This is a genomic window from Streptomyces sp. E-08 (assembly GCF_049913095.1).
Taxonomy (GTDB): Bacteria; Actinomycetota; Actinomycetes; order Streptomycetales; family Streptomycetaceae; genus Streptomyces.
Window position 1 is genome coordinate 1,579,027 of sequence record NZ_CP183971.1, and the last position, 18,666, is coordinate 1,597,692.

An 18,666-nucleotide genomic window follows, 5' to 3' on the forward strand; every position below is an offset into this window, starting at 1 on the left:
CGGACAGCACACCGGCCCCCGGGGCGGGGCCACGTCGGCGGGTTCTCCGCCGCAGGCCGCGCCGCCCCGGGGGGCCGGGTGGCGGGTGGCTCGGGTGCGCGAGGTCGGACCGGGAGGGGTTGGCCGGACCTGTCGCTGCCCCGGAGCCGGGGTCAGACCTGGAGGTCCGGCCCTATGCGGTTGCGCACCGCCGTCTGGACCTCGACCTCTTCGGCCGGGTCCGCGGCGAGGCGGCGCAATCGTTCGGCGACGCGCACGTCACCGGTCTCGGCGTGCTGGGCCGCGACCTCGCGGGTGGTCTCCTCGCAGTCCCAGAGGCATTCGACGGCGAAGCCGGTCGCGAAGGAGGTGTCGGTGGCCGCGAGGGCGCGGGCGACGCGGCCGCGCAGCTGGGAGGAGGTCGTCTCGCGGTAGACGTGGCGCAGCACGGGGGCCGCGCAGGCGATGCCGAGGCGTCCGGCGCCGTCGACGAGGCAGGCGAGCTCGGGGGCGTCGGGGCCTTCGGAGCGCACGGTGCCGCGCAGGGCGCCGAGGACGAGGGTGGTGTCCTGGGCGGTGCCGCGGCAGGCGAGGACCTCGGCGGCGGCCGTCCCGAGGGCGTCGGTGCGCCGGACCCACGCGCGGGCGCGGGCGACGGCGTCGTCGCCGCACATCCGCCGGTAGGCGGCGACGGCGGCGTCGGCGACCTCGCGGGAGTCGCCGTCGGCGGCGGCCTCGACGAGGTCGAGGACGGCGGGGTCCCGTGTCTCGGCGAGGTGGTGCAGGGCGGCGCCGCGGGCTCCCGCCGCGCCGTGCCGGGCGGCGGCGAGCAGCTCGGGCCGGTCCTCGGGCCCCGCGACGGCGGTCAGGCAGCGGGCGGCGGGGCCGTGCAGGACGGCACCGCGCTCGTACCCCTCCTGGGCCCAGTCGAGGACGGCCTTGACGCTCCAGCCGGGGCGGGGCCCGGCGGGGCGCATCTGGCGCTGCCAGCGGTCGAAGGAGCCCTGGTCCCGGGCGGCCCTGACGCGGGCGCCGACGGCCTCGCGCGGGTCCTCGGCCCACAGCCGCCAGGGGCGCGGCTCGAAGGCGTCGCGGACGACGGTGGCGAGCTCGGCGTCGCCCTCGGCGCCGGCCGGGAAGCGGGCCAGTACGGGCAGGGCGAGCGCGCGGAGTCCGGCGTCGTCGTCGCGGAGGGCCAGCTCGTCGAGGGCCCAGGCCCAATTGACGCCGGTCGCCGCGTACCGCCGGAGCAGCAGCAGGGCGTCCTGGCGTCCGTAGGAGGCGAGGTGCCCGAGGACGGCGAGCGCGAGCCCGGTCCGGGACTCCTCGGTGTCGAGGTGGTCCTCGGCGCCGAAGAGGTGCGCCTCGATCTCTTCGAGGCCTCCGTGGAGGTCCAGGTAGAGACGGGCGTAGTAGAGGGAGCGGTTCTCGACCTGCCAGTCGTGGCGGGGGTCGTCGAGAACGCAGTGGTTGAGGGCCGCGAGGGCCTCGGCGCGTGGCGCGGCGAGCGCGTGCAGGGTGCCGTCGCCGCGGCCCCGCTGCAGCAGGCCGAGCAGGGTGCCGCTCGGCGCTATGACTGGATCGAACATGGGAAGACGCCTCACATCAAGCTGTCGACACGACCGGGGGATACCGGGGGCAACCCGGTCGGGCGGTTCATCGCCCGTACGCCTAGGCCGTGCGACAACATTCGGGGCCGCCCGTCGTCCTTCGCCTGCCAGTGACCATCTTCCTCAGCCTCTCGTCGGTGGCCCGTTTTGCCGGGCCCGACGTCATGATGACCCACCCATTTCGCCACCGCGACCACATTTACGACGCTGCTCCCACCTGGGGTTCAGTCGCCGTTCACCTGGCTCCGAAGAGCTCCAGGAGTTCGGTCTTGCCGAACATGCGGGCGGTGTCGAGCGCGGACGGAGTCCCAGCCTCCGGATTCGCGCCGCCGGCGAGGAGGGCGCGGACGACGGCGTCCTCCCCCTTGAAGACGGCACCGGCGAGCGGGGTCTGGCCGCGGTCGTTGGGGCGGTCGGCCTCGGCGCCGCGCTCCAGGAGGGCGGTGACCGCGCCGGCGTGGCCGTGGTAGGCGGCGAGCATGACGAGGGTGTCGCCCCTGTCGTTGGTGAGGTTCGCGGGGACGCCCGCGTCGACGTAGGCGGCGAGGGCGTCGGCGTCACCCGTGCGTGCGAGGTCGAAGACCTTGGACGCCAGCTCGATGACCTCGGGCTCCGGAGTCTCGCTCATCGGGTGGGACCGCCTCTCTCCTGCTGTGTCGTCCGGTGCACGGCAAGCGCGGCCGTACGAGTGAATCGACAGGGTACTGCCCGTCGGGCGACATGACCGCGTGCGACCGAGGCAAAGATCACGTCATCCCGCACCGGGCCCGCCTCTAGCGCACGCCGGGCATTTCGCCACCCGGCGAGGCGTCCGGCGTCCGCCGATGCAGTGAAATCACCCGTTTTTAACTCTAATGCACCTTTAGTCACATAGATACTTGCTGTGAACCTGGAAGGACTCATGGTGACTGTCCCCTCAACCAGGAGAACAACCAATGATCCTGTCCATCTCAGGCGTGGTCCTGCTCGGCATCATCTGCTTCCTGTTCTTCAAGAAGGACGGGATGAAGGCCTCGCACGCCCTCGTCAGCTCGCTGTTCGGTTTCTACCTCGCGGGCACCGCCATCGCCCCGAGCATCACGGCGGGTGGCCAGAGCCTCGCCGGCCTCCTGGGCGGGATCAAGTTCTGACGCCCTTCAGTCCCTTCCACCGATTCAGGAGTTCTTCGTGGCCCGGCGACCACTCCCCCGCATTCTGAGCAGCGGCAGCGCACAGATCGCTCGCAGTCGAGAGATCGCGCGCACGGCCGCCGACAGCGCCACCGACGTGCTCCATCCACTGATCACGGTCTCCCGTGGTCTGCGGAAGCTGGCCGCGACCGCGCGCGCCAGGTGGGCCGCGACCCCCAAGGAAAGGCGTGGTCCCACGCTGCTCCTGGTCGCGGCCTGCGTCCTGGTCGTCGCCCTCATGCCGTACGGGCCGCTGCTCGCGCTCGTCGTGCTCATGGGCGCCGCCGCCTGGAAGGGCCGTGAACGCCCGGTCGTGAAGACCGGGCCCGACGACGCGGAGATCGCCCGGCTCAAGGGCCTGTACGAGGCGCTCGTGCCGTACTTCTCCGTCCCCGACGACCCCGCGCCGCTCTTCGCCCACGGCGGCGACTGGAGCGGCGCCTTCGGGGAGTACGCCTTCGACGAGGACGGGCGGCTCACCCGCCTGCGGATCGCGTACCCCCCGTACTTCACCGACGGCGAGCCCGCCGCACGCGCCCGCATCGAGCAGCTGCTGCACGCCAAGTCGGGGCGCGGCCGCGAGTACCGCTTCGACTGGGACGAGGAGGGCAACCGGCTCGACCTGAGCGTGCTGCCCGCCCTGCCCACCACCATCGCCGCCCAGCGCTTCGTCACGGTGCCGGGCGAGACCGTCCTCGGGTTCACCGACGCCGAGGCCGTGCAGCGGACCGTGCCCGTCGTCTCGGGCGACGGGACGCAGGACGCGCCGGCCGTCGTCTGGCGCACCGGGCCCCGCTCCACCGAGCCGCACCTGCTCGCCGTCGGCCAGCCCGGCAGCGGCACCACCTCCCTGCTCCGCTCGATCGCCCTCCAGGCCCTCCCCCACGGCGACGTGCTGATCGTCGACGGCGCCGGCACCGGCGAGTACGCGTGCCTGACCGGCCGGGACGGCGTGCTCGCGGTCGAGTGCGGCCTCGCCGGCGCCCTCGCCACCCTGGAGTGGGCGGCGCACGAGACGGAGCGGCGGCTGATCGCCGCGAACCGGGCCCGGCAGGCCGGGCAGCCCGCGCCCGAGGACACCCGCCGCCCGCTGTGGATCCTGCTCGACCGGCCGGGCGTCCTCGGCGACCTGGCCGCGGCCGACGGCCGCACCGACCCGCAGGAGCTGCTCCAGGTGCCGCTGCGGCACGGGCGCGCGGCGCAGGTCACGGTCGTGGTGGCCGAGCAGTTCGACGGCACGGACACGCTGAGCGAGGCGGTACGGACCCACACCCGGGCCCGGATCGTCCTGGGCCCCGCCGCCCCGGAGCAGATCGCGGCCGTGCTCGGCGCCCGGCCACACACCACTCCGACGCCCGAGGTCCCGGCGGGCCGCGGCTACGCGCGCCTGGGGACCGGTCCGGTGCTGCGGCTCCAGGTGCCGGCGACGCCCGACCCGTACGACGACGCGACGAGCGAGGCGCACCGCCAGGCGGTCATGGACCTGCTGCCGGAGCGCCGCGCGGTCACGGCCCCGCCGGTGCCCACGACCCCGCCGGCCGTCGTGGACCAGCCCGTGAGCACGGTCAAGACCCCGGCCCCGCCCACGGCCATCGCCACCGCTGCGGACACGGACACGCTCACCGTCACGGACACGGTCTCGCTCGCGGCCGCCTCGGTCGAGGCGGTCCCCGGATCGGCCCCCGAGCCGGCCCCCGCGCCCCGGGCGGAGGCGGACCCCGGCCCGGCCCCGTTCCACACCCCGGTCCCGGCGGAGGGCTGAGGACGGAAGCCACACGTACGAAGGGTCCCCACGCGCGCGCGTGGGGACCCTTCGTACGTGTGCGGGTGACCCGTCAGGCCACGAACGACCTCGGCGGTTCGGCGCCGCCGCTGCCCGCGCCGGACTCGACCAGGCGGGCCGCCGCGGCCAGCCGGGAGGCCGCCTCGTCGGCGACCGGGCCACCGACGGTGAACGGCAGTCGGACGAAGCCCTCGAAGGCGCCGTCGACGCCGAAGCGGGGTCCGGAGGGGACGCGGACGCCGACCCGCTCCCCCGCCTCGGCGAGCCGGGAGCCGGACAGGCCGCCGGTGCGGACCCAGAGGGTCAGACCGCCGCGCGGGACCGAGAACTCCCACTCCGGCAGCTCGCGGCGGACGGCGGTGACCAGCGCGTCCCGGTTCTCCCTGGCCTGCTCGCGGCGGAGCTTCACGGCCTCCTCCCAGCCGCCCGTCCGCATGAGCCAGTTCACGCCGAGCTGCTCCAGGACGGGCGTGCCGAGATCGGCGTACGCGCGCGCGGCCACCAGGGACCGGATGACGTCGGGCGCGGCCCGCACCCAGCCGATGCGCATGCCCGCCCAGAACGCCTTGCTGGCCGAACCGACCGTGAGGACGGTGGCGCCCGCCGGGTCGAAGGCGCAGACCGGCCGGGGCATCTCCAGGTCCTCGTCCAGGTGCAGCTCGGCCATGGTCTCGTCGACGACGAGCACCGTGCCGGCCGAGCGGGCCGCCTCGACCAGCTGGCGCCGCTGGTCCTCGTCGGCGAGCGCGCCGGTCGGGTTGTGGAAGTCGGCGACGACGTACGCGAGGCGGGGCGCCGCGTCCCGCAGCACCTGGCGCCAGCGGCCGAGGTCCCAGCTGCCGAGCCCCTCGGCCATCGCGACGGGCACGAGCCGGGCTCCGGCCGAGCGCATCAGCTGGAGGATGTTCGCGTACGAGGGCGACTCGACGGCGATCCGCTCGCCGCGTCCCGCGAAGAGGTGGCAGATGGCGTCGATCGCGCCCATGGCCCCGGTCGTCACCATGATCTGCTCGGGCATCGTGGGGATCCCGCGCGCGGTGTACCGGTCGGCGAGCATCTGCCGGAGCGCGGGCAGCCCGGCCGGGTAGTCCCCGTGCGTGTGGGCGTAGGGCGGCAGCTCCTCCAGGGCGCCCTGGACGCCCCGGGTGAGCCAGGGCTCGGGTGCGGGGAGCGCCGCGCAGCCCAGGTCGATCATCGAGCCGAGGGACTCGGGGGGCAGCGGTTCGAGACCGCGCGCGGGCAGCGGGTTCCCGGCGGGCACGGCGGTCCAGCTTCCGGCGCCGCGCCGGGACTCCAGGAAGCCCTCGGTGCGCAGGGCCTCGTAGGCCGCGGCGACCGTGGTGCGGCTGACGGTGAGCGCGAGCGCGAGTTCCCGCTCGGCGGGCAGGCGGGCGGCGACCGGGACGCGGCCCTCCAGGACGAGCAGCCGGATGCCGTCGGCGAGAGCGCGGTAGGCGGGCGGCTTGCGGGCACCGGGTCCGGCGGGCCGGGACTGCTGCGCCTGGAGCTGCCGGGCGAGCTGGGCCGGTCCCACCGCCGAAGTCCACTGAGCCATGGAAATCAGTCCACCTTCCTCGGATTGGCCATGGTTGGCACACGATCTCCCGCCACAGAGTGTCATGAGTCAGTCCACTACCACCACCTTGGGGGGCAGTCCCTTGTCCATCGCCTCCGGCCTCCACGGCCGGCACCTCACCCGCCGGCTGGTCCAGCTGTACGCCGGGCTGACGCTGTACGGGGTCAGCTCGGCGCTGCTCGTGCGCAGCGGACTCGGCCTGGAGCCCTGGGGAGTCCTCCACCAGGGTCTCGCCGAGAAGACCGGACTGACCATCGGCGTGGTGTCGATCATCGTCGGTGCGGTGGTGCTGCTCCTGTGGGTCCCGATCCGGCAGCGGCCGGGGCTCGGCACGGTCTCCAACGTGTTCGCGATCGGTCTGGCGATGGACGGCACCCTGGCGCTGGTCCCGGACGTCGACGGCCTGGCCGGGCAGGTGCCGCTGCTCGCGCTCGGCATCGTCCTCAACGGGGTGGCGACCGGCCTGTACATCGCGGCGCGGTTCGGGCCCGGCCCGCGCGACGGCCTGATGACCGGTCTGCACCGGCTCACCGGCCGGTCCATCCGGCTGGTGCGGACGGCGATCGAGGTGGTGGTGGTCGCCACCGGGTTCCTGCTGGGCGGCTCGGTCGGCGTCGGCACGGTCCTGTACGCGCTCGCGATAGGCCCGCTGGCCCAGTTCTTCCTGCGCCGGTTCGCGGTCCCGGAGCGCGGGGCGGACGACGCCGCGCCCGCCCCGCAGCCGGACGCGGGCGGCTTCCCGCTCACCCCGGAACCGGACACCGGCAGCTCCGCACTCACCCCCGAGCCGGGCTCCGTCCCCTCATCGGTCGCCGCCGGGACACCGGAAGGCGCCATACTGCGGCCGTGACTCGCGTACGCCACCCCTACCTCGACCATCCCTCCCCCCTCGCGTTCGCCCATCGCGGCGGCACGGCGAACGGCCTGGAGAACACCGCCGAAGCCTTCCGCCGCGCCACCGCGGCGGGCTACCGCTACTTCGAGACCGATGTGCACACGACGTCCGACGGGGTGCTCGTCGCGTTCCACGACGCGACCCTCGACCGGGTGACGGACACCTCGGGCCGGATCCGCGACCTGCCGTGGGCCGCGGTGCGGGAGGCCCGGGTGGCCGGGAAGGAGCCCCTGCCGCTCTTCGCGGACCTCCTGGAGGAGTTCCCCGAGGCCCGCTGGAACGTGGACCTCAAGACCGAGTCGGCCCTCGGCCCGCTGGTCGACCTGATCCGCAGGACCGGCGCCTGGGACCGGATCTGCGTGGGCTCCTTCACCGAGTCCCGGGTGGCGCGGGCGCAGCGCCTGGCCGGTCCCCGGCTCGCCACCTCGTACGGGGTGAGCGGAGTGGCCGGGCTGCGGCTGCGCTCCTGGGGGATCCCGGCGGCGCTGCGGGCCGGGGCCGTCGCGGCTCAGGTCCCGGAGCGCCAGGCGGGGATCCCGGTCGTCGACCGCCGGTTCGTACGGGAGGCGCACGCGCGCGGGCTCCAGGTCCACGTGTGGACCGTGAACGATCCGGCCCGGATGAACTCTCTCCTCGACCTGGGGGTCGATGGCATCATGACCGATCATCTGGAGACGCTGCGCTCGGTCCTGACCGAGCGCGGCGCGTGGGTCTGAGCAGGCACGTCCCGCCTCCGGGGAACGGCCACGAGGACCACGGGGACGAACGAGGGGGCGCGGCCTTGACCGCAGACACCACCGAGCCGGAGGAGTACGCCGCCGGTCCCGCCGAACGGCGGCGCGAGCAGCGGGGCTGGTACTTCTACGACTTCGCGTGCTCGGTGTACTCGACGAGCGTGCTGACCGTGTTCCTGGGGCCGTACCTGACCTCGGTGGCGCGGGCGGCGGCCGACGCCGAGGGGTTCGTGCATCCGCTGGGGATACCGGTGCGGGCCGGCTCGCTCTTCGCGTACGCCGTGTCCGCCTCGATCGTGGTCGCGGTCCTGGCGATGCCCCTGGTGGGCGCCGCGGCCGACCGGAGCGGCCGGAAGAAGCCACTGCTCGCGGCGGCGGCGTACGTGGGGGCGGCGGCCACGACGGGGATGTTCTTCCTGGGGGGCGACCGCTACCTGCTCGGCGCCTTCCTGCTGATCGTGGCGAACGCCTCGCTGTCGGTCTCGATGGTGCTCTACAACGCCTATCTGCCGCAGATCGCGGAGCCCGACGAGCGGGACACGGTCTCCTCGCGCGGCTGGGCCTTCGGCTACACGTCGGGCGCGCTGGTCCTCGTCCTGAACCTGATCCTCTACTCGGGCCACGACTCCTTCGGCCTCACGGAGGGCGAGGCGGTCCGGGTCTGCCTGGCCTCGGCCGGTGTGTGGTGGGGCGCCTTCACGCTGGTGCCGCTGCGGCGGCTGCGCGACCGGCAGGTCCGCCCGGAAGGGGCCGGACGGGCCGGTGAGGGGGCGGTGGGCAGCGGCTGGCGCCAGCTGCGGGCGACGCTGAAGGACATGCGCCGGCACCCGCTGACGCTCTCCTTCCTCCTCGCGTACCTGATCTACAACGACGGCGTGCAGACGGTGATCTCGCAGGCCTCGATCTACGGCTCCGAGGAGCTGGGCCTCGACCAGACGACGCTCATCACGGCGGTGCTGCTGGTCCAGGTGCTCGCGGTGGCGGGGGCCCTCGGGATGGGGCGACTCGCCCGGACGCACGGCGCCAAGCGGACGATTCTGGGCTCCCTCGCCGTCTGGACGCTGATCCTCGCGGCGGGCTACTTCCTGCCGGCCGGCTCGCCGGTGTTCTTCTACTGCCTGGCGGCCGCGATCGGCCTGGTGCTGGGCGGCAGCCAGGCCCTGTCCCGCTCGCTGTACTCGCACCTGGTGCCGCGCGGCAAGGAGGCGGAGTACTTCTCGGCCTACGAGATGAGCGACCGGGGGCTCAGCTGGCTCGGTCCGCTGGTGTTCGGTCTCGCGTATCAGCTGACCGGAAGCTACCGGGATGCCATCATCTCCCTGGTGATCTTCTTCGCCGTCGGTTTCGCACTGCTCGCCCGGGTCCCGATCCGGCGTGCTGTGGAGGCCGCCGGGAACCCGATACCCGACCGTATTTAGACGTGGCGGTGAAAGGGCGGTAGTGTACGCGTTTGGCCTGCCAGGCGGACCGTTACTGCGTGCTGCTTTGGTGAAGACACCGGGTCACATCTGCCGTCAGATGTGACAAAACGGGCACTGGTGGGTACAACAAGGGGCGGCACGACGGGCGACGCATGACCCGGCACGGGAATCTTTACCGCCGACCGGACGTTGACCGGATAACGACGACAGCGACACCTGTCCTGTGGGCGACAAGCCCGGGAGGCACGATTCATGAGTGAGCGAGCTCTTCGCGGCACGCGCCTCGTGGTGACGAGCTACGAGACCGACCGCGGCATCGATCTGGCCCCGCGCCAGGCGGTGGAGTACGCATGCGAGAAGGGACATCGTTTTGAGATGCCCTTCTCGGTCGAGGCGGAGATTCCGCCGGAGTGGGAGTGCAAGGTCTGCGGAATCCAGGCACTCCTGGTGGACGGGGACGGACCTGAGGAGAAGAAGGGCAAGCCTGCGCGTACGCACTGGGACATGCTCATGGAGCGGCGCACCCGCGAGGAGCTGGAGGAGGTTCTCGCCGAGAGGCTGGCCGTCCTGCGTTCCGGCGCCATGAACATCGCCGTGCATCCGCGCGACAGCCGCAAGTCCGCCTAGCGGACCGCCACAAGAGCACAACGCCGCGGGGCCCGGTACACACATCGTGTACCGGGCCCCGCGGCGTCTGCGTGCGCGGACGACCGGCGTTCCGGCGCACGGGCGGCGACCCGCTCCCGGCACACCCGTGCCCCCGCTCCACAGGAGCGGGGGCACGGGCGAAGGGTCAGGGCATCAGGGGCGGGCGGGGCTCGTCGGCCCTGCGCGGGCCCTGGGGCGCCTCCTCGCGGATCACCTCGCCCGGGACCACCTTCCCGTCCGGCCGGTGGATGCGGGCCTGCTGGAAGGCGTCCTGGAGGCTGCCGGGAGGCGCGGCGGCCATACGGCGCTCCACGGCCTTCTCCGCGTACCGCCCGAGGAACGAGCGGACCTGCGGGACGAGCAGGAGCAGACCGGCCGCGTCGGAGAGCAGGCCCGGGATCATCAGGAGCAGGCCGCCGAGCATCAGGAAGCCGTTGCGGTCGTCCGCGCCGGCCCGGTCGGCGGGCGAGGGCGCCACGCCGGTCTGCGCGGCCGCCTGGGCCTGCTGGAAGGTCGAGGTGAGGTTGCGGAAGGCGCGGCGGCCCGCCCGCTTGACGACGGCGGCACCGAGCACGGCACCACCGACGAGCAGGGCGAGGACGGTCAGCCCTCCCGCCGCGTTCGCCACCACGGTGAGCAGCCAGATCTCCAGGACCAGCCAGGCGGCGACGCCGAGCGGAAGGAACGTACGCGCGCGTGGGCGCTTGGGGGCGAGGGGAGGCGGTGCGCCGGTCGTCATGGACCCCAGTGTGCCTGGAGCCCCGCCGGAACGTCGTAAAGGAAGGATCAGTACGGAGGGCCCGGTACGGAAAGCCGGACCGGGCCTCAGGAAAGCGGGTCGGGCGTCAGGAGGACTTGCGGCCGAGCAGCTTGCCGACCTTCTCCGCCCGCGCCGTCAGACCCCAGCCGGTGACCCGCCACAGCGCCTCGACGACGATGTTGCGGCTCATCTTCGAGTCGCCGATCTCGCGCTCCACGAAGGTGATCGGGACCTCGACGACATGGAAGCCCGCGGCGACCGCGCGGCGGGCCAGGTCGACCTGGAAGCAGTAGCCGGCCGAGGCCACGTCCTCCAGGCCCAGGCCCTCCAGGGTCTCCTTGCGGAAGGCCCGGTAGCCGCCGGTGACGTCGCGGATCGGCACGTCGAGCATTACGCGCGAGTAGAGGCTGCCGCCCCGGGAGATGAACTCGCGGGACTTCGGCCAGTTCACGATCCGGCCGCCCGGCACCCAGCGGGAGCCCAGGACCAGGTCCGCGCCCTTGAGGGCGGTGAGCAGGCGCGGCAGCTCCTCGGGCTGGTGGGAGCCGTCGGCGTCCATCTCGACGAGGACGCCGTAGCCCTGCTCGATGCCCCACCGGAAGCCGGCGAGGTAGGCGGCGCCGAGCCCCTCCTTGCCCTTGCGGTGCAGGACGTGCACATGGTCGTCCTCGGACGCTAGCTCGTCCGCGAACTTGCCTGTGCCGTCAGGGCTGTTGTCGTCGGCGACGAGAACGTGCGCCTCGGGTACGGCCTCCCGCACCCGCGCGACGATCGGCTTGATGTTCTCCGCCTCGTTGTAGGTCGGAATGATCACCAAGGCCTTGCCGAGCGGGCCGTAACGCCTCTGGCCACCGTCGTTCACTACTGCCCCTTCGGATACATACGCAGGCCCCCACCATAGCGAGGTCCCCGGAGTGCTCCGCCGCGGCGGGTCGGGTGGCACGTGTGACGTGGAGGGTCCCGCGGGGCGCCCTCGGCGCCCTCGACGGGGCTGACGTGCGGTGCGGGGCCCGGCGTCCTTCGGTCCGACCTGGGATCCGCTGGCTGCGGGTCGACCGAGAGCCGTTGTCTACTGAACGTCCGGGCCCCACCCGGGTCGCACCTACCGCCGGAGAAACCTTCCCGCGCGACCGAGGCGCGGGCGGCGTTCGGTCACGGCGTGGGGGTGCGGTCCGGTCGGACGTCCTGTGGTGGACGCCGTGAACCTACCCGCCCCTGACGGGCGACTGTCAACACCCGCTTGACCTGCGGATACTCCTCAAAAGCCCAGGCCGGAGGGGAAGATCCGCAGGTCGGGGACAAGCATGTGGAACAGCGGTGCGGGGTGCGAAATGTCCCCACATCACTCGTTCGGCCGTACGAACACCGTCTGTCCGTACACCACCGTGCGCAGGCAGACGGGGAGATCGACACCGGGCGACAGATCGGGCAGACCGGGCGTTCCGGAACGGGGGTCGGTGGACCAGCGGGCGACCCTGTCGTCGGGCGCCTGCACGACGAGCTCCTCGGTGCGCCAGACCGCGTAGTCGGCGGGGGCGCCGGGGACCAGCGTCCCCGCGTCGTCCCGGCCGACGGCCCGCCAGCCACCCCGGGTGTGGGCGGTGAAGGCGGCGCGGGCGGAGATCCGGTGCGCGGGGGTCCGGTGGAAGGCGGCGGCCCGGACCGCGCCCCAGGGGTCGAGCGGGGTGACCGGGCTGTCGGAGCCGAAGGCCAGCGGCACACCGGCACGCAGGAGCGCCGCGTACGGGTTGAGGGTGCGGGCGCGCTCGACGCCGAGCCGGTCGGCGTACATGCCCTCCTCGCCGCCCCAGAGGGCGTCGAAGGCGGGCTGGACGGAAGCGGTGAGCCCCAGCTCGGCGAAGGCGGCGATCGTCTCGGGCGTCAGCATCTCGACGTGCTCGACGCGGTGCCGGGCGGACCGGATCCGGGCCAGGCCGAGCTTCTCGGCGGCGGCCCGGACACCCTCCACCACGGCGGACACCGCGGCGTCCCCGATGGCGTGGAAGCCGGCCTGGAGGCCCGCCTCGGTGCAGGCGACGACGTGCAGGGCGATGGTGGCCGCGTCCAGGTGGGCCGAGCCGCTGTGCCCGGCGTGGTCGGCGTACGGCTCGTGGAGGCAGGCCGTGTGGGAGCCGAGCGAGCCGTCGGCGAACAGGTCGCCGGCCGCGCCGAGGGCGCCCAGGGCCCGCGCCCGCTCGACGTCGAGGTCGGCCCAGTAGCCGACGACCCGGGGCCCGGCCTCCTCGCGCGCGAGGTCCAGGAGGCCGGTGAAGTCCTCCTCGGAGGAGATCTGCGGTCCGCCGCACTCGTGCAGGGTGCCGATGCCGAGGGAGGCCGCGTGGGAGCGGGCGGCGCGCTGCGCCTCGGTGCGCTGGCGCGGCGACACGGCGCCGAAGGCGGCCGCGCGCACGGCATGGTGGGCGTCACCCGTGAGGGGCCGCCGGCCGTCGTGGAAGCCGTCCAGGTCACGGACGCCGGGCACGAGGTCGAGCAGGGCGGTGGTGACCACGGCCGAGTGGACGTCGATCCGGGTCAGGTAGAGCGGGCGGCCGCCCGTGAGGCCGTCGAGCTCGTCACGGGTGAGCGGGCGGCGCTCGGGCCAGCGGGAGGCGTCCCAGCCGTGGCCGATGAGGATGCGGTCCTCGGGGCGGGCGGCGGCGTGGGCGCGAATCAGCTCCGCCGCCTCGGCGAGCGAGGCGGCGGAGGACAGGTCGAGACCGGTGAGGGCGAAGCCGGTGGCGGTGGTGTGCACGTGCGCGTCGACGAACGCCGGGGTGACGAGCGCGCCCTCCAGGTCGACCACCTCGTCCACGCCGGACGCGAAGGCGTCCGCCGCACCTTCCGAGCCCACCCAGGCGACGTGACCGCGCTCCACCACCATGGCGGTGGCGAAGGGGTCGGCGGGGCTGTGGACTTCTCCACCGCGCAGCAGCACGGTGCGGTGTTCGGCGGGAGACGCAGGCGGCATGGACTCACTCATGCCACCAGGCTAGGACCTGCCGGGACCCGGTTTGTCCGGCAGGTCCCCCTGCCGGGGGTGCCGGCGCGTCAGATGCGCGCGTCCACCGGCCCCCCCGAGCGGGCCGGGCGCGTCAGATGCGCGGTGGTCTGGCCTCGTACGGCGTGGACAGGACGACGGTCGTGCGGCTGGAGACACCGGCCTGGGAGCGGATGCGGCTGAGCAGGTGCTCCAGCTCCAGCGGGGTGGCGACGCGGACCTTCAGGATGTAGTTCTCGTCACCCGCGACGCTGTGGCAGGCCTCGATCTCGGGGATGTCGGCGAGCCGGTCGGGGGTGTCGTCGGGGGAGCTCGGGTCGAAGGGTTTGACCGAGATGAACGCGGTGAGCGGGAGGCCCACGGCCTCCGGGTCGACGACGGCGGCGTAGCCGCGGATGACACCCCGCTGCTCCAGGCGGCGGACGCGCTGATGCACCGCCGACGTGGACAGGCCCGTGGCCTTGCCCAGGTCGGTGTAGCTCATCCGCCCGTCCTTGACGAGCAACTCCACGATCTGACGATCCAGCTCCTCCATGCGGTGACCCTATGGCCCACGGAGGAGCGGGGCACAGCCGGGGCCGACCCGTATGGGTCGCTATGGGCTGTCACGGGGCACCTGCGACGGGCATGTGACGAACGCCACAGGTTTGCGCCGGGCCCGGGACAGTGCCTCACGGTTATGCGGAGTTCCGTATGGGAAGTGCTTGCTGTGGTCGAGGCCGCACAGATCCGGCCGACCCACCCGAGGGGGAGATTCCCAATGCAGGAGCCTGTTGATTCCGTCGACACGTCCGACGAGCTCGACGCGTACGACACCTTTGAGATGTTCCGGGTCGTCTGCCCGGAGTGCGTGCAGCCCATCGCGCTGCTCGCGGACGAGGACGCGCTGCCGGAGCACGCGCTCTGCCCGACGCCGTGGAACCCCTTCGTCCTGACGGTCTGCACGGGCACGGGCCTCGCGGCTTCCGAGGCCCGCCCCGCCGACGAGGACGTCCTGGGCGTCCAGGAGCAGGACACCGCGCTGCTCCTGACGCTCCCCCAGGGGCTCGACTGGCGCACGCAGCCCTTCTCGCACGTCGGCGGTCCGGGCTCGCGTCCGATGCGGGTGCCGCAGATGCGGCGCGCGGCCTGAGGCCTTCCGCTACCAGTAGCTTCCCCGCACCATCGCCGCGAGCGTGGCGTGGTGCAGGATCAGGCCGTCCGGGTCACCGGGCACCTCGACCTCGCCGAAGTGGGCCTGGCGGTACGCGATCCTGAGCATCACGATCGCGTGCCGCAGCGCCGCGTAGAGCGTGTGGAACTCCATGTCGCGCGGGGTGTGACCGGTCAGTTCCGCGTACCGCCGCTCGACCGCGTCGCGGCGCAGGAGGTCCGGGAGTCCGGGCTGACCGAAGCCGACGGTCAGGTCCTGGAAGAAGCGGTGCAGGTAGACCGCCCAGCCGAGGTCGACCTCGCGGGGGACGTACGCCGCCATCTCCCAGTCGAGGACGGCGGCGGGGGTGAATCCGTCGTAGACGATGTTCCCGATGCGGGCGTCGCCCCAGCCGAGGACGGCGGGTCCCTCGTCGGCCGGCCAGTGCTCCTCCAGCCACGCGAAGGCCGACTCGATGAGCGGCGAGGGCGCGAGTCCCTCCACCACCCAGGCGTAGTAGGCGCGCTGGGCGTCGACGTGTCGGCGCAGCGGGCTCCCGGCGCCTTCGGGCAGCAGGAACTCGGCCTCCTTCGCGGGGAACTGGTCGTGCAGCCGCGCCAGTACGGAGACGGACCCGGCCTCCAGGCGGGCGCGTTCGGCGTCGGTGGCCGCGTGCAGCCAGTTCCCCTCGTACGTGTAGGGCATGACGTCCGGCGGGACGCGTCCCTCGGCGCGGGCCATCACGAAGAAGGGGGCGCCGAGCGGTTCCGGGTCCTCCTCCAGCCAGAGCACCCGCGGCACGGGGACGTCGGTGTGCTCGCCGACGAGGCGCATCACCCGGTGCTGGCGCGCCATGTCGTACACGGGGAAGACGGTGTACGCGGCGGGGTCGGCGGCCAGCCGCAGGGCGCAGCCGCGCACGGGGGCGTCCGGGTGGTCGACGTCGAAGAGCAGGGTCTCGCTGGACATGCCGTTGGAGCCGGGGACGGCGAGGCCCGTGATCCGGGCTCCGGGCAGGTGCTGGTGCAGCCACGCGGTGAGCCGCCGGCCGAGCTCCTCGGGGTCACGGGTGGTGGTGCGGGGGCGCGGGGCGGTGGCCAAGGAACGCTCCTCAGGGGGCTGTGGACGTGTGGTCGGCGAAGCCGCTGGGGTCGTGGCGGCCGAAGGAGCCGTGCTCGAAGATGCCGTAGCCGGTGCGGCCGTCGAGGGTGAAGCGGGCGGCGTGGTCGGTGACGCCGTAGGCCGCCATGGGGTGGGCGGCGGGGTCGGAGAGGTCGTAGACGCGGCGGTCGGTCCAGCCGCGGCCCTGCCAGGTGCCGTGCTGCCAGTCGGTGGCGGGCGGGTAGCCGGCGCCGACGGCGAGCGGGGAGGAGGCGAGGATCTCGACGCCGATCTCCAGGGGCTTTCCGGCCGGGTCGGTGAGGTGGACGGTGGCCCGCTCGGGGTGCCGGGTGCCCGGGCGGTACGCGATCTCGGTGCGGGGCCAGCCGAGTTGGGCGTCGCGCCGGCCGTTCCGTACGAGGAGGGCCTCGTTGAGGGTGCGGTAGCCGTCGGCGTCCTCCTGGGCGATGACCATGAGGAAGCGGTCCTCGAAGCGCATCGGGATCCAGAGCCAGTGGAAGCCCTCGGGGCGGAACTCGGCGGCGCGGCCGGGTTCCTCGCCGGGGATCGGGCGGACGCCCCAGCTGCGGTCGCGGGTGCCGGTCCACTCCCCCGCCGTGACGGTGAACTCCTCGCCGCCGGCCCTGATGGTGCCCTCGCAGTGGCCCGCCTGGACGAAGCGGCGGCCTTCGAGGGTGAGCCGGCCGCCGTGGCGCTGGGTGTGGTGGGGCTCCCAGACGGCGGGGAAGTCGCCGGTCCAGGTGAGGTCGAAGGACAGCCCGTCGGGGTCCGCGGAGCCATCGGGGGCGGCCGCGCAGTGCAGGGAGAGCCGCTTGAGGGGTTCGTCGACGGTGATGGTCAGCGGGCCGACGGAGAGGTTCGTCCGGTCGTCGCCGAGGGCGTCGGAGGCGCGGACGGCGTGCAGCCGGTCGCCGGTGCGCAGCGTCGCGTAGGCGTCGACGACCCCGGCGTTGGGGTAGACCCCGAGGCCGGCGATGAGCAGGGCGCGCCCGCTGTGGTCGAAGACGTGGAAGATGCACCGGTCGTAGGCGTTGCGGTCGCCGCTGACGTGGTGCTTCATCGAGAGCGGTGCCTGGTGCACGGGGTATTCGTCGAGTGCGACGGGCCGGTCGTCGTCCACGGCTGACCTCCTGATCGGCGAGTGAGATCTGACGGTACGTCAGTTCTCGCCCGAGGGGCCAGAGTCGTGCAGCGGGTACCGGGCGAACTGCCGCTCGAATCCGCTCGGCGGTGACCCGGACCGCCGGGGAGCGTTGGTCCGGGCATGACCACGCTGTACACGACTCCCAGCGGTTACGGTCGGCACCGGCAGGCCGAACCGCGCGGTGAAGAATCGGTTCATCAGGCGACGCCGACGGTGACCCCGACGGCACCCGCGCCCGTGGCGGCGCCCGCGCCCGTCCCTGTCCCCGCCCCGGCCCCCGTACCCGTCCCGGTCCCCGTACCGACGCAGGTACAGGTGCAGGCGCAGCCTCAGGCGAGGCCCCCCGTCCCCGCCGACCCGCCCATCTACCGGGACGTGCTCTCGCTCTGGGCCAGCCAGGGACGCACCCTGCCCGGCCATCGGGACCAGGAGTGGACGCGGCTCGCCGCCGGACCGGTCTGGGCGGACCGGACCGTGCGGGTCAGCGGGACTCTGGTCCGACCAGGTGACGGGCGATGACCACGCGCTGGATCTGATTGGTCCCCTCGACGATCTGGAGCATCTTCGCCTCGCGCAGGTACCGCTCCACGGGGAAGTCCGCCGTGTAGCCGTAGCCGCCCAGCACCTGCACCGCGTCCGTCGTGACCCGCATGGCGGCGTCCGTGCAGAAGAGCTTGGCCATCGCCGCGCACCGCCCGAAGGCCCGCCCCTCGTCCCGGAGCCGCGCCGCCTCCAGGTACAGCGCCCGGCCCGCCTCGACCTGGGTCGCCATGTCGGCGAGCAGGAAGCGGAGCCCCTGGAAGTCGGCGATCGGCCGGCCGAACTGGCGGCGCTCCCTCGCGTACGAGACGGCCTCGTCCAGGGCCGCCCGGGCCAGGCCCACGGCACAGGCCGCGATGCCGAGCCGCCCCGAGTCCAGGGCGTCGAGCGCGATCGCGAAGCCCTGGCCCTCCGCGCCGAGGCGGCGGTCGTCGGCGACCCGCACCCCGTCGAAGTGGAGCTGCGCGGTGGGTGAGCCCTTCATGCCCATCTTCCGCTCGGGAGGGGCGGCGCTCAGCCCCGGCGCGTCCCCCGGCACCAGGAAGGCGGTGATGCCGCGCGCGCCCGGGCCGCCGGTACGGGCCATGACCGTGCAGAAGTCCGCGATCCCGCCGTGGGTGATCCAGGCCTTGGTCCCGTCGATCACCCAGTCCCCGTCCGCCTCCCGGACGGCGCGGGTCCGCAGGGCGGCCGCGTCCGATCCGGCGGAGGGTTCGGAGAGGCAGTACGCGCCGAGGAGCCCGCCGCCCAGCATCGCGGGCAGGTGCGCGGCCCGCTGCTCGTCGGTGCCGAAGCCCGCGAGCGCGTGGCAGGACAGGGTGTGGACGCTCGCCCCGAGCCCGACGGTGAGCCGGGCGGCGGCGAGCTCCTCCAGGACCTGGAGGTAGACCTCGTAGGGCTGGCCGCCCCCGCCGTACTCGGGGTCGTACGGCAGTCCGAGCAGCCCGGAGCGGGAGAGCAGCGCGAAGAGCTCACGGGGGAAGCGGCCGGCGGCCTCCTCCTCCGCGGCGTGCGGGGCGATCTCCCGGCGGGCGATGTCACGCACGAGGGCGAGCAGCTCCCGGGCCTCGTCGGTGGGCAGCCGGCGCTCCACGCCGTCCGCGGTGCTGTCGGCCATGACCGGACGCTCCTCCCTGCCGGGCGCGCGCGGGGCGC

General features: G+C 73.7%; 17 protein-coding genes. 7 read left to right on the forward strand and 10 right to left on the reverse strand.

All coding sequences use genetic code 11. The annotated features are described in order from the left end of the window. Nucleotides 1–152: 152 nt before the first annotated feature. Both ACN9MM_RS07175 and ACN9MM_RS07180 read right to left on the reverse strand, forming a co-directional pair. Nucleotides 153–1,568, reverse strand: coding sequence for a HEAT repeat domain-containing protein (locus ACN9MM_RS07175; RefSeq protein WP_426362856.1), 1,416 nt, complete (start codon nucleotides 1,566–1,568; stop codon nucleotides 153–155). A 256-nt stretch (nucleotides 1,569–1,824) separates the two neighbouring features. Then, nucleotides 1,825–2,217, reverse strand: a complete 393-nt coding sequence (locus tag ACN9MM_RS07180) for an ankyrin repeat domain-containing protein (RefSeq protein WP_382870720.1) — start codon at nucleotides 2,215–2,217, stop codon at nucleotides 1,825–1,827. A 307-nt stretch (nucleotides 2,218–2,524) separates the two neighbouring features. Between ACN9MM_RS07180 and ACN9MM_RS07185 the strand changes: the two genes are divergently transcribed. Both ACN9MM_RS07185 and ACN9MM_RS07190 read left to right on the forward strand, forming a co-directional pair. Further along, on the forward strand, nucleotides 2,525–2,719 hold the full coding sequence (locus ACN9MM_RS07185) for a hypothetical protein (protein WP_030691317.1): 195 nt from the start codon (nucleotides 2,525–2,527) through the stop codon (nucleotides 2,717–2,719). 37 nt (nucleotides 2,720–2,756) lie between these two features. Then, nucleotides 2,757–4,520 carry a hypothetical protein gene (locus ACN9MM_RS07190; protein ID WP_426362857.1) on the forward strand — a complete coding sequence of 588 codons (1,764 nt, stop codon included), beginning with the start codon at nucleotides 2,757–2,759 and terminating at the stop codon, nucleotides 4,518–4,520. Nucleotides 4,521–4,593: 73 nt separating this feature from the next. On the opposite strand, the gene ACN9MM_RS07195 is transcribed toward ACN9MM_RS07190, so the two are convergent. Further along, entirely contained in the window at nucleotides 4,594–6,096 is a 1,503-nt protein-coding gene (locus tag ACN9MM_RS07195) for a PLP-dependent aminotransferase family protein (protein ID WP_426362858.1), read from the reverse strand. A gap of 103 nt (nucleotides 6,097–6,199) precedes the next feature. Between ACN9MM_RS07195 and ACN9MM_RS07200 the strand changes: the two genes are divergently transcribed. The 4 genes from ACN9MM_RS07200 to ACN9MM_RS07215 all read left to right on the forward strand — a co-directional run bounded on the left by ACN9MM_RS07200 (nucleotide 6,200) and on the right by ACN9MM_RS07215 (nucleotide 9,794). Further along, nucleotides 6,200–6,967, forward strand: coding sequence for a YczE/YyaS/YitT family protein (locus ACN9MM_RS07200; protein WP_426362859.1), 768 nt, complete (start codon nucleotides 6,200–6,202; stop codon nucleotides 6,965–6,967). Further along, the gene (locus ACN9MM_RS07205) at nucleotides 6,964–7,728 is read left to right on the forward strand and encodes a glycerophosphodiester phosphodiesterase (protein WP_426362860.1); all 765 of its coding nucleotides are present in this window, start codon (nucleotides 6,964–6,966) and stop codon (nucleotides 7,726–7,728) included. The genes ACN9MM_RS07200 and ACN9MM_RS07205 overlap by 4 nt, the downstream gene beginning before the upstream one ends. A 65-nt stretch (nucleotides 7,729–7,793) precedes the next feature. Further along, on the forward strand, nucleotides 7,794–9,164 hold the full coding sequence (locus ACN9MM_RS07210; RefSeq protein WP_426362861.1) for an MFS transporter: 1,371 nt from the start codon (nucleotides 7,794–7,796) through the stop codon (nucleotides 9,162–9,164). Between the two features lie 255 nt (nucleotides 9,165–9,419). Further along, entirely contained in the window at nucleotides 9,420–9,794 is a 375-nt protein-coding gene (locus ACN9MM_RS07215; protein ID WP_015032218.1) for an RNA polymerase-binding protein RbpA, read from the forward strand. 166 nt (nucleotides 9,795–9,960) lie between these two features. Here the strand turns inward: ACN9MM_RS07215 and fxsA are convergent, their stop codons facing one another. From fxsA to ACN9MM_RS07235, 4 genes are all read right to left on the reverse strand, one after another. Continuing rightward, nucleotides 9,961–10,554, reverse strand: a complete 594-nt coding sequence (gene fxsA, locus ACN9MM_RS07220; RefSeq protein ID WP_426362862.1) for an FxsA family membrane protein — start codon at nucleotides 10,552–10,554, stop codon at nucleotides 9,961–9,963. A gap of 106 nt (nucleotides 10,555–10,660) precedes the next feature. After that, nucleotides 10,661–11,437, reverse strand: coding sequence for a polyprenol monophosphomannose synthase (locus tag ACN9MM_RS07225; protein ID WP_426362863.1), 777 nt, complete (start codon nucleotides 11,435–11,437; stop codon nucleotides 10,661–10,663). Nucleotides 11,438–11,917: 480 nt separating this feature from the next. After that, nucleotides 11,918–13,555, reverse strand: coding sequence for an amidohydrolase (locus tag ACN9MM_RS07230; protein WP_426362864.1), 1,638 nt, complete (start codon nucleotides 13,553–13,555; stop codon nucleotides 11,918–11,920). Between the two features lie 112 nt (nucleotides 13,556–13,667). Further along, complete coding sequence (locus ACN9MM_RS07235; RefSeq protein ID WP_073818744.1) at nucleotides 13,668–14,108, reverse strand: Lrp/AsnC family transcriptional regulator; 441 nt, start codon at nucleotides 14,106–14,108, stop codon at nucleotides 13,668–13,670. Nucleotides 14,109–14,333: 225 nt separating this feature from the next. On the opposite strand from ACN9MM_RS07235, the gene ACN9MM_RS07240 reads away from it, so the two are divergent. Next, the gene (locus tag ACN9MM_RS07240) at nucleotides 14,334–14,705 is read left to right on the forward strand and encodes a hypothetical protein (RefSeq protein WP_382868336.1); all 372 of its coding nucleotides are present in this window, start codon (nucleotides 14,334–14,336) and stop codon (nucleotides 14,703–14,705) included. A 9-nt stretch (nucleotides 14,706–14,714) separates the two neighbouring features. Here the strand turns inward: ACN9MM_RS07240 and ACN9MM_RS07245 are convergent, their stop codons facing one another. The 3 genes from ACN9MM_RS07245 to ACN9MM_RS07255 all read right to left on the reverse strand — a co-directional run bounded on the left by ACN9MM_RS07245 (nucleotide 14,715) and on the right by ACN9MM_RS07255 (nucleotide 18,628). Then, nucleotides 14,715–15,806 (reverse strand): phosphotransferase family protein, encoded by a 1,092-nt coding sequence (locus ACN9MM_RS07245; protein ID WP_426362865.1) that lies wholly within the window; start codon nucleotides 15,804–15,806, stop codon nucleotides 14,715–14,717. 10 nt (nucleotides 15,807–15,816) lie between these two features. Next, a complete protein-coding gene (locus ACN9MM_RS07250) occupies nucleotides 15,817–16,947 on the reverse strand; it encodes a DUF7064 domain-containing protein (protein WP_426362866.1) in 1,131 nt (376 codons plus the stop codon). Between the two features lie 505 nt (nucleotides 16,948–17,452). After that, on the reverse strand, nucleotides 17,453–18,628 hold the full coding sequence (locus ACN9MM_RS07255; protein ID WP_426362867.1) for an acyl-CoA dehydrogenase family protein: 1,176 nt from the start codon (nucleotides 18,626–18,628) through the stop codon (nucleotides 17,453–17,455). Nucleotides 18,629–18,666 lie beyond the last annotated feature (38 nt).

Coding starts and splice junctions, on each gene's coding strand:
- ACN9MM_RS07235 (WP_073818744.1), bottom strand. CDS start 14,108: ATGGAGGAGCTGGATCGTCAGATCGTGGAGTTGCTCGTCAAGGACGGG.
- ACN9MM_RS07180 (WP_382870720.1), bottom strand. CDS start 2,217: ATGAGCGAGACTCCGGAGCCCGAGGTCATCGAGCTGGCGTCCAAGGTC.
- ACN9MM_RS07230 (WP_426362864.1), bottom strand. CDS start 13,555: ATGAGTGAGTCCATGCCGCCTGCGTCTCCCGCCGAACACCGCACCGTG.
- ACN9MM_RS07195 (WP_426362858.1), bottom strand. CDS start 6,096: ATGGCTCAGTGGACTTCGGCGGTGGGACCGGCCCAGCTCGCCCGGCAG.
- ACN9MM_RS07175 (WP_426362856.1), bottom strand. CDS start 1,568: ATGTTCGATCCAGTCATAGCGCCGAGCGGCACCCTGCTCGGCCTGCTG.
- ACN9MM_RS07255 (WP_426362867.1), bottom strand. CDS start 18,628: ATGGCCGACAGCACCGCGGACGGCGTGGAGCGCCGGCTGCCCACCGAC.
- fxsA (WP_426362862.1), bottom strand. CDS start 10,554: ATGACGACCGGCGCACCGCCTCCCCTCGCCCCCAAGCGCCCACGCGCG.
- ACN9MM_RS07215 (WP_015032218.1), top strand. CDS start 9,420: ATGAGTGAGCGAGCTCTTCGCGGCACGCGCCTCGTGGTGACGAGCTAC.
- ACN9MM_RS07185 (WP_030691317.1), top strand. CDS start 2,525: ATGATCCTGTCCATCTCAGGCGTGGTCCTGCTCGGCATCATCTGCTTC.
- ACN9MM_RS07240 (WP_382868336.1), top strand. CDS start 14,334: ATGCAGGAGCCTGTTGATTCCGTCGACACGTCCGACGAGCTCGACGCG.